Origin of the sequence: Cryobacterium sp. (assembly GCF_026786305.1) — a bacterium.
Classification (GTDB): Bacteria; Actinomycetota; Actinomycetes; order Actinomycetales; family Microbacteriaceae; genus Cryobacterium.
In genome coordinates this window covers 1-13,779 of the sequence record NZ_JAJAYI010000006.1, presented here as the reverse complement: position 1 = coordinate 13,779, position 13,779 = coordinate 1, and the positions used below count along the sequence as shown (strand labels likewise).

General features: G+C 64.2%; 11 protein-coding genes. 7 read left to right on the top strand and 4 right to left on the bottom strand.

What is annotated here, in order from left to right:
• Nucleotides 1-64: 64 nt before the first annotated feature.
• Nucleotides 65-790, top strand: coding sequence for a DUF4389 domain-containing protein (locus LH475_RS00390; RefSeq protein WP_196842597.1), 726 nt, complete (start codon nt 65-67; stop codon nt 788-790).
• Nucleotides 791-948: 158 nt separating this feature from the next.
• Here LH475_RS00390 and LH475_RS00385 read toward each other — a convergent pair whose 3' ends face one another.
• Both LH475_RS00385 and LH475_RS00380 read right to left on the bottom strand, forming a co-directional pair.
• Entirely contained in the window at nt 949-1,719 is a 771-nt protein-coding gene (locus LH475_RS00385; protein WP_196842596.1) for an alpha/beta hydrolase, read from the bottom strand.
• Between the two features lie 107 nt (nt 1,720-1,826).
• Nucleotides 1,827-2,753: a LysR family transcriptional regulator gene (locus LH475_RS00380; RefSeq protein WP_196842595.1), complete on the bottom strand. Its 927-nt coding sequence runs from the start codon at nt 2,751-2,753 to the stop codon at nt 1,827-1,829.
• A 140-nt stretch (nt 2,754-2,893) separates the two neighbouring features.
• Here LH475_RS00380 and LH475_RS00375 point away from each other — a divergent pair, with 140 nt between their 5' ends.
• Entirely contained in the window at nt 2,894-4,369 is a 1,476-nt protein-coding gene (locus tag LH475_RS00375; RefSeq protein ID WP_196842594.1) for an MFS transporter, read from the top strand.
• Nucleotides 4,370-5,248: 879 nt separating this feature from the next.
• On the opposite strand, the gene LH475_RS00370 is transcribed toward LH475_RS00375, so the two are convergent.
• Complete coding sequence (locus tag LH475_RS00370) at nt 5,249-5,923, bottom strand: CHRD domain-containing protein (RefSeq protein WP_196842592.1); 675 nt, start codon at nt 5,921-5,923, stop codon at nt 5,249-5,251.
• A gap of 413 nt (nt 5,924-6,336) precedes the next feature.
• Here LH475_RS00370 and LH475_RS00365 point away from each other — a divergent pair, with 413 nt between their 5' ends.
• Both LH475_RS00365 and LH475_RS00360 read left to right on the top strand, forming a co-directional pair.
• On the top strand, nt 6,337-7,233 hold the full coding sequence (locus tag LH475_RS00365; protein WP_196842591.1) for a phosphatidylinositol-specific phospholipase C/glycerophosphodiester phosphodiesterase family protein: 897 nt from the start codon (nt 6,337-6,339) through the stop codon (nt 7,231-7,233).
• 879 nt (nt 7,234-8,112) lie between these two features.
• Nucleotides 8,113-9,582, top strand: coding sequence for an amidase (locus LH475_RS00360; protein WP_196842590.1), 1,470 nt, complete (start codon nt 8,113-8,115; stop codon nt 9,580-9,582).
• A gap of 11 nt (nt 9,583-9,593) precedes the next feature.
• Here LH475_RS00360 and LH475_RS00355 read toward each other — a convergent pair whose 3' ends face one another.
• Nucleotides 9,594-10,553 carry an AsnC family transcriptional regulator gene (locus tag LH475_RS00355; protein ID WP_196842589.1) on the bottom strand — a complete coding sequence of 320 codons (960 nt, stop codon included), beginning with the start codon at nt 10,551-10,553 and terminating at the stop codon, nt 9,594-9,596.
• 105 nt (nt 10,554-10,658) lie between these two features.
• On the opposite strand from LH475_RS00355, the gene LH475_RS00350 reads away from it, so the two are divergent.
• Genes LH475_RS00350 through LH475_RS00340 form a run of 3 tightly spaced genes read left to right on the top strand, consistent with a single transcriptional unit; the run spans nt 10,659 to nt 13,430 of the window.
• Complete coding sequence (locus tag LH475_RS00350; protein ID WP_297412606.1) at nt 10,659-11,414, top strand: DUF5058 family protein; 756 nt, start codon at nt 10,659-10,661, stop codon at nt 11,412-11,414.
• Nucleotides 11,415-11,445: 31 nt separating this feature from the next.
• Nucleotides 11,446-12,171, top strand: a complete 726-nt coding sequence (locus LH475_RS00345; RefSeq protein WP_297412605.1) for a hypothetical protein — start codon at nt 11,446-11,448, stop codon at nt 12,169-12,171.
• Nucleotides 12,168-13,430, top strand: coding sequence for an amidohydrolase (locus tag LH475_RS00340; RefSeq protein WP_196842586.1), 1,263 nt, complete (start codon nt 12,168-12,170; stop codon nt 13,428-13,430). Before LH475_RS00345 ends, LH475_RS00340 begins: the two co-directional genes overlap by 4 nt.
• Nucleotides 13,431-13,779: the final 349 nt, after the last annotated feature.

The window sequence follows — 13,779 nt, the reverse complement described above, 5'->3', positions numbered from 1 at the left end:
CAAGACCTCCAATGCGAGCCGCGGGTGGCCCTGATAACTCCACACCCCCAAAAAAAGGAACGAAATGACAACGACGACAGCACATCCCACCGCTCCCGTTCGTCTGAGCGGCGAGCTCGATCCAGAACTCTCACGCTGGCTCTGGCTGGTGAAGATGTTCCTGGCCATTCCGCACTTCGTGGTGCTGGCCTTCCTCGGGTTGGCATTCCTACTCACCACAGTGGTCGCCGGCCTTGCCATCCTGTTTACCGGCCGTTACCCGCGGCCCCTCTTCGATTTCAACGTTGGCGTGCTGCGCTGGAATTGGCGCGTCGGCTTCTACGTCTATGCCGCCATGGGCACCGACCGCTACCCACCGTTCACCCTGGCTCGCACCGACTATCCGGCCGATTTCGATGTCGACTATCCAGAACGCCTCTCCCGCAGTCTGGTGCTGATCAAGTGGGCGTTGGCCGCCCCCCACCTGGTCATCGTCGCGCTCGTAATGGCCAACATCCTGTACTACCCGTGGACCGCCGGCAGCGGCCAGGGGGCCGGTCTTCAGCCCGCCGGCGGATACTCGGTGCTCAACCTGCTTGCCGTGGTCGCCGGCATTTTCCTGTTGGTAACGGCGCAGTACCCCCGGGTTCTCTTTGACCTGCTCATGGGCATCAACCGCTGGATCTACCGCGTGCTTGCCTACGTCGCGCTTCTGCGCGACGAATACCCGCCCTTCCGGCTCGATCCGGGTGCGCAAACGTCGGAGGAAGCTTCCACTCAGAAACGGATGAACCCCCTCGCCTTCCCGTGAGAACAGGGAATCGGGAGGGTCACTCGTGGCGGAACCGGGGAGGAGGTCTGAGCCTTGCGGCCACGTCCGAGGTCGACATAATGCGCGGTCCGACGCGATCTGTTTTCGCCCTTCCGTCGGTCGGGGCGTCTCGCGACCGCTTGTGGCCCTGGACCCGGCTAGTTCGCATCCGTGAGGCCTGCTGCTGCCTCCCGGCCGACTAGCCAGGCACGCACGGAGTCGTTGAACAGCTCGACATTCTCGATGTTCCACTGGTGATGCAGCGCCGGGGCCGTCTTGACGATACTGCCCCGGATACCCGCGGCCACTCGGTCGAGCGAGGCGCGCACGATCGCGGCGGAGTCGGCGCCTCCTGCCACTGAGATCGTTGGGGCGGTCACGCTTTCGAGGAGGACGGAGGGAATACCGAGCGCGACTTCGTCCAGAATTGCGCGAGCCGTTTCCCGCTTTATCCCGAGACCGGTCGTGACGAACAGTTCCGCGTCGTCGCCGGTCAAACCATAGCCTCGAGCCTGGGTCGTCCAGAAGCCGCGCTGATTCCAGAGCAGAAGCATCAGGCGCCCAATCATGACGTCGCGTCTGGCGGGCGGTGCGACCTGGGCGCTGGCGAGGAAGAGGCTCGCGACTTTTCGAGGGTGTCTGGCCGCAAGGTGCAGGGCAATGCTCGCGCCCAGTGAGAGCCCCACGATGTGCGCTTCGTCAGGCAGCAGAGTGGCGATCTCATCGGCTGTCGCCTCGATCGATCTCCACTCCACATGGTTGCTCGCACCGAAACCGGGTAGGTCGGGCACGAGGATGCGGTATTCGGGGAATGCTGGGACTTGTTGTCCCCACATCCAGCCGGCCACGTTCCCGCCGTGGAGGAAGACGATGGTTTCGGTGGAGCCGGTTTCCCCGGCTGTGCGGGGAGCGAACGTGAGCATTTTCATAATGCGAGGATCCTGATTCCGTTTAAAATGATGCCTGCCGAGTTGGCTGACGTTTGAAACCTACGGAGCATGATGATGATCGAGCAATCCCCACGTGTGGTGATCTCTTAGCTGAGAGCCTTGGGGCTGGCCAACGTCACCCCGACGTCACTGTCCGTGCAGACGCGTCGGACACAGGCACGGAGCCATCGATGCGCCGGGTCGACCTCCAGCCTCGGGTGCCAGAGCATCGAGACTGTGATCTCCGGTGTCGGGAACGGGAGGGGGAACGTGTGCATATCGGCGCGCAGATTACTGGTGTGCCGTTCGGGAACAGTCGCGATCAGATCTGACGTCCGAGCCAGTGCCAGTGCAGCTGCAAAACCGCCGACAATCACGGCGATCTGTCGTTCCATTCCATACGGCCTGAGCGCGTCGTCGATGGCCCCTCTCTCGACACCGCGCCGCGAGACGCGGATGTGACTGCCCGACGCATACCGCACGGGGGTGATCCTGGCACGGGTCAGGGGATGCCCCATCCGAATGACGCCGACAAAATGGTCCGTGAACAGCGGCTCAGTGCGCACCTCATTCGTCTTGTCGACGACGCCGATTTCGAGGTCAGTCGTGCCGTCGCGGAGGGAAGCAACATCCGTGTTCACCTTCTGCATGAAGCGCAGCCGAACACCGGGGGCTTTCTCACAGACCCGGCTGACGAGGTCGGGTCCAAAGCTCTCGACGAACCCATCGCTGGTGCGCAGGGTGAACGTTTTGACTAGTCCGGCGAGGTCGACCGTTTCGGGCGGCCCCAGTGCGGCCTCAGCCTCCTGCACAAGCTGACCGACGCGCTCGCGCAGCTCGAGCGCGTGCGGCGTAGGAACAAGCCCACGGCCGGCCCTGACCAACAGCGGATCGCCCGTCGTCATGCGCAAACGGGCAAGCGCCCTGCTCATCGCAGAGGGGCTGAGGTTCAACCGTTCCCCCGCCCGAGTGACATTGCCTTCCTGGAGCAGGACGTCCAGTGTAACCAGCAGGTTCAGGTCGGGTCTTGTCATGAAATCACCAATCGCACATTAGTCCGGACTATGGCGTGAGCCGCAACAATAGATTGTAAATGTTGCGTCTTTCGCCAGCTTCGGTGCAACCATACGCTGAAAAAAACAATCAAGAAAATCGCACGGAAGCAGGATCCAAAATGAGAACGACCACCGTGGAACATGGCACTGAGAACGGGGCGAAGACGTACCGATGGGCGCTGCTCACCCTCTCGCTGACCATGTTGCTGCCCTCCCTCAGCACCAGCATCGTCAATGTCGCCCTACCCACGATGGCGGAGGTATTCTCGGCCTCCTTCCAGGAAGTCCAGTGGATTGTCCTCGCCTACCTCCTCGCCATCTCCACCCTGATCGTCGGCATCGGACACCTCGGCGACATCACAGGGCGCCGACGGCTGTTGCTGGCCGGAATCGCCCTCTTCACCGCGGCTACGTTCCTCAGCGGCGTTGCGCCGACACTCGGGCTGCTCATAGCCGCCCGAGCGGCCCAGGGCCTCGGCGCTGCCAGCATGATGGCGCTCAGTATGGCATTCGTCGCAGAGACAGTTCCGTCAACACGGACCGGCACCGCCATGGGCCTGCTGGGGACGATGTCCGCGATCGGCACCGCCCTCGGGCCATCGCTGGGCGGCGTCCTGATCACCGGGTTCGGATGGAGGGCGATCTTCCTCGTCACCGCACCCCTGGGCATCCTGACCCTCGTTCTCGCTTATCGTCACCTGCCCGCCGCCAGTCCGACACCTAAGGCCGGACGAGTCGGTTTCGACTACCTGGGGACGCTGCTGCTCGCCCTGACGCTGGGGGCCTACGCACTCGCCATGACCATCCAACACAGTGGTTTCGGTGTGCTCAGCCTGGCCCTGCTCCTGGCCGCCGTCGTCGGCTTGGGACTGTTCGTGCTCGCCGAGAGGAGAGCGACATCACCTCTGATCCACCTGAAGAACTTACGAGACCCAGTGCTCAGCTCTGGTCTTCTGATGAGCGCGCTCGTCTCAACGGTGATGATGGCGACACTGGTGGTCGGTCCGTTCCACCTGTCCCTCGCGCTCGGAATCCAACCGGCCCTCATCGGGCTCGTCATGTCGGTTGGTCCCGTCGTTGCCGCACTTACCGGCGTGCCCGCCGGACGCATCGCCGACCGCCTGGGCACCCAACGCATGGTTATCGTCGGGCTCATCGGCATGGCCATCGGGTCCATCGCCCTCTCTCTGGTCCCGGTATCTCTCGGCATTTCGGGCTACATCGTCACCCTCGTCATCATCACCGCCAGCTACGCCTTGTTTCAGACGGCCAACAACACCATGGTCATGACCGACGTCCGCGCAGACCAGCGCGGTGTAATCTCCGGCATGCTCAACCTGTCGCGCAACCTCGGGCTCCTCACCGGCGCATCGGTCATGGGCGCTATCTTCGCGTTCGCCTCCGGGGCGAGCGACATCACCACCGCGGGGCCCGGTGACGTCGCCACCGGTACAAGGTGGACATTCGCGGTCGCCGCAGCACTCATCACCGTCGCGCTCGCGATCGCCGTCGGAAGCAGAATTCGCGCAACGCCCAGCTCGTCGCCCACGGCAATACCACTTTTGAGGGCCCGAACACTTCTTCACGGTTGGTGAACTCGGTGACCCGGGAGCCGATCACGACGGCACTACCAGAGTCATTGCCATCGCCGCAGTTCCGATGGGAGGGGATAGAAGCGATGGAGCGTGCTGTTCCGAGCATCGAGCTAGCCAACCTCGGCGCATCGATCGATCACCTCACTGCGGCGAGCAATACTGCAGCGCTAATCGAAACAGTGGCCGGCTCACCTGGCGCACGGATACTGAACAGTGCTGACCCGGACACACCCACGGCCGGGCAGATCGTGAGGGCAATTGTTGATCGCATCGACTGGCGCGGCCGGATCGAACTCGTCGACGTCGCGCAGGAACCGGACCGTAAACACCACCCTGGCGAACAGCGCACCCAATCATCCTCGACACGACCGCTGGGCGGCAGCTCGGCTACGCACCAGTCGGCACCAGCCTTGAGCTTCTTGCCGAGGAAATCGACTGGCTCCGCACTCGACTATGAGAGGCGTCGGCGGCAGGTAATTCCATTCCTCCACGACCCCAACTGCGCCTACCCGGTCAAATTCCCAGCCGTCATTGACTCATATCCCTAACGATCTGCGGTTGCGCCGTTCGCTGCCGTGCTTGTCCACGTGCGACTCCCGCACTCTGACTGCATGACCGAAACACCAGATCCGCTCACACCACAATTATGTGAACATTCATCATGATTTTTACTGACGACACGCCATATATTCTGTCTACAGAATTACGGCCAAACGACCCCGCAACCGGCGCCACGGCAACGAACCGGCCTCAAACCCCGTCGTAACTTCGGGTTAATAGAACCTTTGCCTGACACGGTGGAAGCAAACCTGCGATGGCCCGTCTTGGAAGACGGGCCATCGCTGTTTGTGCCCGGGAAAAGACTCCTGGGTGTGCTTCTTATTTCAAGACGCCGCAGGCGGCCGGGTCCGTCGCTTCTGACGGCAGGGTCGGGTCGAGTTCACTCTTACCCTGGCTGAAGTCGTACTCGCCGTTGCCGTTGAAGTCGACCCCGTGGATCACGACGACGCCTTCGCCCTTGCGGATGGCATGCGCGATTTCCTTGGCCGTTCCGGTTCCCGCTACCTTGGTTATGCGGATGTTGTCGCGACTGTAGTCATAACTGCCGTCCTCAGAAACGGGGAAACGGGTGACGGCCACGACACTGGCCGGACTCGTGTCGCCTGTCGTGGTTAACGATACGACGACCGGTCCGTATGCCGGAATGCCTTCCACGGTGTTCAGGCGGCCATTACCGCTTGTGTCCTGTGCCAGGGTGGGGCACTCGTGCAGCGCTTTCTTGCCGAAGTGGATGTGTTGGGCGTGCGGAGCGTCTGGTGTGAGCCCGGAAGCATGCACTTCTACGTGCTTGATCTTCTGGTTGCGCACTACCACGGTAGCGGTTCCGAATGCCTTGGAGCCGTTGAGCTCCGTAAGATCTGCGTGCAGCGAAACCGTCTTGTTGGCGCCTCTAGTTTCAGGACTCTGCGCTTGAGCCGCGGTGGATCCGAGTGCAGCCGCGGCGAGTAACGCAACGGTCGAGGCTCCGAGGATCCCCATGCGATATCGTTTCACGATCTTCTCCTTGATCATCAGCCAACGAGGAGGTCCCGTTGGTCATACGTGGTCAAAACGGACACTACCCCGGTTCGATCAAGGATGTAATTTTTTCTCTGTTACCGTGTCTGAGCATTGCTCGTTGACGTCTCCGTCCTGTGCGCCGATCGCCGAGCTGTTCTCTGTGATGTCAACGGCCAGACGGTCTGGTGAAAGAGTTCTGGCGTTTCCTGCTGGATTCCTCAGAACGCGAGGTTGAGCTTGCCGACTCCGCCGTGCCGGCATCCGTCCGGTGAATGGATGCCGGCGGGCGCAACACGTCGAGGTGAACTTTGTAATAACTACTTGACATTGTTTGGGCACGTGGACAGGCTCCAAAACGGGGGTTGAGCACTGCCTGACCTCGCCTCGCACAGACGAAGGAGACACTTATGTTTTTCAAAGCCGCGACTTCGGCCCTCATCGCCGTTCTTGCCGTCGCAACCGTCACGGGCGCCGCAGCCGCTTCCGATGCTTCCGGCCCGCCGCGCGGGAACCCGGGTGGGCACGGCACTACCATGGTGCTCGGCGGACCGCTCGAGGGCACTCACGCCCACAACGACTACGAGCACGAGCGCCCGCTCTTCGACGCTCTCGAACATGGTTTCACAAGCGTCGAAGTCGACGTCTGGCTCGTCGATGGCGAACTTCTCGTCGCCCACAGCCTCGCCGACGTGCGGCCAGGGGTCACCCTCGAAAGCCTCTACCTCGACCCGCTGACCGATCTCGTGCACGGCAAGAGTGTCTACCCCGGGTGGGACGGCAGCCTCCAGCTGTTGATCGACATCAAGAGCGAGGCCGAGACCACCTACGCAGCGATCGAAACGGAATTGGCCGCCCACCGGGGCATCATGAGTCGCTTCGACAACGGCACGACGAAGACGGGAGCGGTCACTGCGGTCGTCAGCGGCAACCGTCCGCTTGCAACCATGCAGGCGCAGCAGGAGCGCTTCAGTTTCTACGACGGCCGCTCCGGCGACCTTTCGATGGGTATACCGGCCAGTCTCATGCCGCTCGTGAGCGACAACTGGACCAAGCTCTACACCTGGAACGGCGAAGGTGAGATGCCGGATGCCGAGCGGGCCAAGTTGACCGCGTACGTTGAGGCGGCGCATACCCAGGGGTACCGAGTGCGGTTCTGGGCCACTCCCGACGCGGCTGGCCCAGCCAGGGACGCACTGTGGACCGAGCTCCACGCGGCCGGCGTCGACAACATCAACACGGATGACCTCGCCGGGCTTCAAGAGTTCCTCACGAACATAAATTTGAGCGCAACTTCAACAGACTGATCGAGCCGCGCGACCCAGGCGTCTAACGAACACACGTCTGGGTCGTCGGCAGCGGGGCAGCAACGAGACGATGACGCAATTTCGTGGCCCTCAACTGCCTCAGCCTGTTTCGATCTATCGACGTGAAGTCACTCGTGCGACGGTGTTGCCCTGTACTCGGGCGACGATTCCCTTCCAATGGGCCAGGTGCCGGGTCACAGCCGCGTTTTCTCCCGTTCGCACTTCGCCTCAACGAACTGAGCGGCGGGTCCGTGTGGGTGGTCCTCGAACCTTTGCGGTGTCTCCCCTGTTCAGACCACTGCGCCCGATCGATCTGCGTCAGCGTACGGTTTATTCCGTTCTCTGAGGTGACCCCCGTCTGAACCACCGCCTCATGCAACGCACCGAACGCCGTCTCAAATGCCACGTCACCCGTTCGCTGGGATCGCAACCATCGGTCATGTTTGCCCGTGCAAGCGGCGCCGTCGGAATACACGAAACCGTGGCGTAGCAACGGCATCGACATACGATGCCGGGCACTCATCACATCCTGCCGGGTATCTTCTCGGGACCGCACCAAGTGCCGCGCGGCCTCTTCCTCGGTGCTGCTCGTGCGCTCTACCGAGTCCGGCTAAAACGGGCCTAATTTAGGGATGCGGGCCGAGTTTCTAGACTGAGCCCACGTCCTTAGTCCGGGCCTGACTCAACCCGGTCCGACCTCGGGTAGCGGTGGTACCGGCCAGCGGATGGGCCAGTTTTGGCGGAATCGGCCAGGATCATGGCCATAACCGCTGAATCGGATGCTTTGACGCGCCCACGCTCATTATCTGGCCTGCCGGAAACCAGACTTCTACCCACCGGCAATGCGCCGGTCTATCGACCAAGCCGCAGGGACGAACCGTGACCGACCAGATTACCGAGCTATCAGCATCCGCCCTCGCGCTGGCCATTCGCAAGCGCGAGGTGTCGGCGAACGAAGCCCTTGACGCGCACTTCGCCCAGATCGACCGGGTGAACCCCCACATCAACGCCATCGTCACCCTGGACCGCGATGTGGCCCGGCACCTCGCCGTTGCTGCCGACATCCTCACCGCCAGCGGCGCGGACCTGCCATCCCTGCATGGTGTGCCCATGACCCACAAGGACACCCACTCGACCGCGGGTATGCGCACCACCTTCGGCTCGCCGCTGTTCGCCGATCATGTACCCAGGCACGATGACCTGATCATCGAACGGTTCAAAGCAGCCGGCGTGGTCACCACCGGCAAATCCAACGTGCCGGAATTCGCCGCCGGGTCGCACACCTTCAACGAGGTGTTCGGAACCACAACCAATCCATACGACCCGCGCCTCAGCGCTGGCGGCAGCAGCGGCGGGGCCGCCGCGGCGCTGGCCGCGCGCATCCAGTCCATCAGCGACGGGAGCGACATGGGTGGCTCGCTGCGCATTCCGGCATCATTCTGCAACGTGGTGGGGTTCCGCCCATCCCTCGGCGTGATTCCCCTGCAGCCGAGCCGCGACGCGTGGAGCTGGCTGGCCCGCAGCGGGCCGATGGCGCGGGAAGTGACCGATATTGCGCTGGTTATGTCGGTGCTTGCCGGGCCAGACGTGGCAGCTCCGTACCCCTGCCCGGTGCCGGCCAGCCGGTTCCGCGAACCGCTGCAGCGCGACCTCACCGGGCTCGTCATCGGCTGGTCCGACGACTTCGGGCTGGACATCCCGGTGCAAAAAGACGTGCTACGGGTGCTGCATCAGCAGTTGCGCGTATTCGAGGACCTCGGCGCGACCGTGGAGCAGGCCGCCCCCGATCTACAGGACGCCGACGAGGTGTTCAGCACCGTGCGCGCATTCGATTTCGCCCTGGCATATAGCGAGCTCGTCGCTCAGCACGGCGACCGGATCAAGCCCGAGGTGCGCTGGAATGTGGAGCAAGGCCTCGCCCTGACCGGCGCCGACGTCGTCTCCTTGGCGCTGGCCCGCACCCGCCTGGCCGAGAAAACCCGTACCTTTTTCTCTCGCTACGACGTGTTTGCGAGTCCGGCCACCCAGCTGCTGCCCTTCGACGCGGCCTTGCGCTACCCGACCGAGATCGACGGAATGGCATTCGAAACCTACCTCGAGTGGATGCGCTCGGCCTGCGTCGTCTCGGCGACCGGGCTCCCCGCGCTCTGCGTACCGGCCGGCTTCAGCGAGTCCGGGTTGCCGGTCGGCATGCAACTGGTCATGAACCACGGGCAGGACTTCGAGCTGCTGCAGGTCGGCTACGGCCTTGAACAGGCCAGCCGGCATGCCTGGCGGGCGCCGGAACTCCACCGCCTGGACACCCGCCCCGACATCCGCTCCGACATCCCGGCCGGGCAGCTGAAATGAACCGTCACCGGTTAAGTTCGCGGGAGCTGCAGCATCCGTCCGCCGCGTTTGAAGGCTTCGAGCAGCATGCTGACGTCGATGGATTTGGTGTGTGCGACCCAGGGCGCCGCCGTGACACAGCCGTAGAGGGCCGCCTGATCCCTCGCGGTGACGTTCGCCACGATCTGGTAGTCGCCCGCGACCGCAACCGCGTAGCGCACCAGCGGCGAGGCGGCGAGCTCGCGACCGACCGCTTCGACGTTCTTCGGGTCGCAGCGGATCCAGAGGAAGGCCTCGACCGGCAGGCCGACGCTCGCCGGCTCGACGACTGCCCGAATGTAGACGTGATCGTTCTGCAGCAACCAGTCGGTCCGGCGACGGGCGGTTGCGTTGGACACCCCGGTCAGTCGGGCCAGTCGTTCACAGGACACCCGCCCGTCTTGGCACAGGGCCTCCACGATCTCGTTGTCGACCCGGCTCAGCCGTTGTGGTACCTGCAGGCTCCAGGTATCCATCGTGACACCGACGCGCAGAGCGTCCGCCTCGACCTCAGTCAGCAGGTCGGGCTGCCAGCCACGGATGGTACGGAAGTAACGCAAGATCGGGTAGCTGACGGCGCGAACCAGACCCACCGTGCCCGGGATTTCGTCCGTGAGCAGCGCCGGCATGCGCTCAGCCTCGGTCAGCACCTCGACGACACAGTCCACGCCGCCGGTCATTGTGTACGCGAAGGTCGAGTCCCGGCGCTGGGCCAGCGCGTTCGCGGTCGCGCGGGTGGTTCCCGGTGTGGTTTGCACCCGGATGATTACCGACGTCGACTGCGGCCGGAGTGCAGCCACCTGCACCAGCTTCGCCTCGAGCAGTTCGCTCCCCCGGCGGGCGACGGTACGCTCCGGCTCGCCCAGCACATCGGCGATCCGACTCCAGGGGCTACGTCCATCGAATTGCAGGGCGGCCGCGATCCGCCGTTCCAGCGGGTCCAATAGTCGCATTGTCCACCCCTGCCTGATCCCGATCCTGTGGGACCACGAGGATTCACGTACCGCCGAACTTATCATCACGCCCTGCCCCACCCGCATTCCAGCACTGGAGCACCCATGATCACCTCTCTTCCCGGCGACCCCGGCTCAACCGAGATCCTCGCGATTGCGAACCTGCCCGTTCTATGGATCTTCGCCGTCGGCGTGTTCGCCGCCATCATCCTGCAAACGATCATCTACGTGCGCGCGGCTCGGATCGCCGCGCCAGCAGCGGGCATCAGCCCGACCGAACTGAAGACCTCGTTCCGCGCGGGGGCCGTGGCCGCAATCGGCCCCTCGCTGGCCGTCGTCCTGGTCAGCGTGGCCCTACTCAGCCTGTTTGGCACCCCCGCGGTACTGGTGCGGGTCGGCTTGGTCGGGTCCGCTGCGACGGAGACAGCCTCGGCCAGCATCGCCGCTACGACCATGGGGGCAGCCCTCGGCGACGCGAGCTACACCCAGAGCGTGTTCGCGGTCGCGTTCATGGCCATGAGTCTTTCCGGAGCGATGTGGATGATTGCCACCCTCGTGCTCACCCCGCTGCTGAAACGCGGTGACTCACGGCTGCGCAGCGTGAACCCGGCACTGATGGCCATCATTCCCGCTGCGGCGCTGCTCGGGGCGTTCGCCAGTCTCGGCATTGGCGAGTTCGGCAAGACGCCCGTGCACATCCTCACCGTCCTCGCCTCGGCGGCAGTGATGGGGGCCTGCCTGCTGGTGGCGCGACGCTTTGACCAGGGCTGGCTGCGGGAGTGGGGACTCGGCTTCTCTATCGTGATCGGCCTGATCGTCGCCTACTCGGCCCACACCACCGGCCTTGCGCCGGTCGCCTGACCACCGCCACAAGACTCTGAGAGAGGCCAGCATGTCTTCCACCACAGTGATCACCACCTCGTCCGCCGACCTGGCAGCATTCGACCGCACCACGTCCCGCTGGGGTCGGATCACCATGATCGCCGCACTGGTCCTGTCCCTCGCCGCGCCGCTCTACTTGGTGCTGTTCGCCGACCTTGGCATTACGCAGACGCAGGTCTGGATCGCGTTTTTGGCTGTCGCCGCCGTGTTCTCCGTGCTGTGGGTGGTCGAACCGATCACCTACTATCCGATCCTCGGCCCCGCGGCGATGTACCAGGCCTTCATGATCGGCAACATCGCGAACAAGCTCCTCCCCTCCGCACTGGTCGCCCAGGCCGCCATTGGCGCCAAAGCGGGCACCAAACGCGGAGAGTTCTCGGCCCTGATGGCCATCTGCGGCGCCGCCATGGTGCACGTCTTCTTCATGCTGGTGTTCGTGGGCCTGCTCGGCTCCACGCTGGTGAGCATCGTGCCGACCGAGGTTATTGACGTGGCGCGCCTATACATCTTCCCCAGCATCATCGGCGCGGTGATCGTGCAGCTCATCGTGTCGCTGAAGCAACCACGGGTTACCATGATCGCCGTCGGCACAGCAGTAGTCGTCTTCTTCGTTCTCGTACCCGCCGTCCCCGCCATCGCAAACCTCGCAACCGGCATCACGGTTGTGACCACCGCTGTGCTGTCCTGGTTTTTGCGAAGCAAGCGCCGTTCCGACTCGACGAAAGAGAACTCATGACCGTGACCCTGCCCTCGACCCACGCCAGCACTACCCGCTCGATGCAGAAGCTGTACCGACATCTGCACGCCCATCCGGAGCTGTCGATGCAGGAATCTGAGACCTGCAAGTTCCTCACCCGGCGACTCGACGAGCTCGGGCTTGAGACATTCACCTGCGGAGGTACCGGGGTCGTCGGCATCCTGCGTAACGGCGAGGGTCCCACCGTGGCCTATCGGGCGGACACCGACGGTCTACCGATCGAGGAAGAAACTGGACTCGACTATGCGAGCGTGGCCCGCGGTACTCTGGCCGACGGAACTGACGTTCCGACCATGCACGGCTGTGGACACGACACTCACATGACGGTCGCCCTCACGGTGGCCGAGTACCTGGTCACTAACCGTTCTGCCTGGGCGGGAACCGTGGTCTTCATCTTCCAGCCCGGCGAAGAAACCGGGGCCGGGGCCCTCGCCATGCTCGCAGACGGCCTGTGGGACCGGGCGCCGCGACCCGAGATCGTATACGGCCAACACGTGTGGCCCGGTCTGGCCGGCACCATCGATATCAGCAGCGGAGTCGCTATGGCGATGGCCGACTCCTGGAGGGTGACCGTTCACGGTCGCCAGGCCCACGGATCGCAGCCCGACCAGTCGATCGACCCGATCGTGCTCGGCGCGCACATCGTGGTGCGCCTTCAGACGGTCGTGTCCCGGGAGGTACACCCGATGAAGGCCGCCGTGGTCACAGTCGGCACCTTCCATGGCGGTCTGAAAGAGAACATCATCCCCGCTACCGCCGAGTTCACCGTGAATGTGCGTACCTTCGACCTGGAGGTGCGCACCCGCGTGCTGGACTCGGTGCGCCGCATGATCACGGCCGAGGCACAGGCATCCGGTGCCCCCGAACCCGTGATCGAGGTGCTCTCCACCTTCCCCCGCTGCTACAACGACCCGGCGGCGACCAGGCAGTTGATCACCGAGCTCGGCGGCACGCTCGGTGCAGACGCCGTGATCGAGGTGCCGCCGGTGATGGGCAGTGAGGATTTCGGGCTGCTGGCCGAGGCCATCGGAGTGCCCTCGGTGTACTGGATGTTCGGTGGTTACTCACAGCAGACCATCGATGCCAGCGAGACGGTTGCTGGCAATCATTCCCCGCATTTCGCCCCGGACTCCGAGCCTGCCCTCGCGGCCGGGCTCACCGCCGCCCTCACCGCCATCCTGTCCCAGGTCGGGACGCTGGCGGGTACGTCGGGCAGCCCCCTGGGTGGCACCAAATGACCGGTGCGCCGGCCCGGATATCGGTGAACGCCCCCCGGCTGATCGCAGACCTGGAGGCCCTCGGACGGATCGGGCGCGGGCCGGGCGGTGGACTGGACCGCACCTCATTCTCCGCTGCGGATAGCGAGGCCAGAGCCTGGTTGCTCGGGCTCTGCAACGAGGCTGGACTCACTGTCCACACGGACGGCATCGGTAATTTCGTCATGTCGCCCGACTACGACGAGCCCACCCCGGGCCCGCCCGCGGGCGGGGGGGGGGCGCGCCCAGACACCCGGCCCCAAGGGGGGGGGGGGGCCCGGGCGCGCGGGCGGGGGGCGCCGCGGGGGGGGTTTGGGCGCCCACAGGGGGG

What these genes read in the sequence shown, in the direction of transcription:
- LH475_RS00390 (WP_196842597.1), top strand. Translation starts at nt 65, where the DNA reads ATGACAACGACGACAGCACATCCCACCGCTCCCGTTCGTCTGAGCGGC.
- LH475_RS00385 (WP_196842596.1), bottom strand. Translation starts at nt 1,719, where the DNA reads ATGAAAATGCTCACGTTCGCTCCCCGCACAGCCGGGGAAACCGGCTCC.
- LH475_RS00380 (WP_196842595.1), bottom strand. Translation starts at nt 2,753, where the DNA reads ATGACAAGACCCGACCTGAACCTGCTGGTTACACTGGACGTCCTGCTC.
- LH475_RS00375 (WP_196842594.1), top strand. Translation starts at nt 2,894, where the DNA reads ATGAGAACGACCACCGTGGAACATGGCACTGAGAACGGGGCGAAGACG.
- LH475_RS00365 (WP_196842591.1), top strand. Translation starts at nt 6,337, where the DNA reads ATGTTTTTCAAAGCCGCGACTTCGGCCCTCATCGCCGTTCTTGCCGTC.
- LH475_RS00355 (WP_196842589.1), bottom strand. Translation starts at nt 10,553, where the DNA reads ATGCGACTATTGGACCCGCTGGAACGGCGGATCGCGGCCGCCCTGCAA.
- LH475_RS00350 (WP_297412606.1), top strand. Translation starts at nt 10,659, where the DNA reads ATGATCACCTCTCTTCCCGGCGACCCCGGCTCAACCGAGATCCTCGCG.
- LH475_RS00345 (WP_297412605.1), top strand. Translation starts at nt 11,446, where the DNA reads ATGTCTTCCACCACAGTGATCACCACCTCGTCCGCCGACCTGGCAGCA.
- LH475_RS00340 (WP_196842586.1), top strand. Translation starts at nt 12,168, where the DNA reads ATGACCGTGACCCTGCCCTCGACCCACGCCAGCACTACCCGCTCGATG.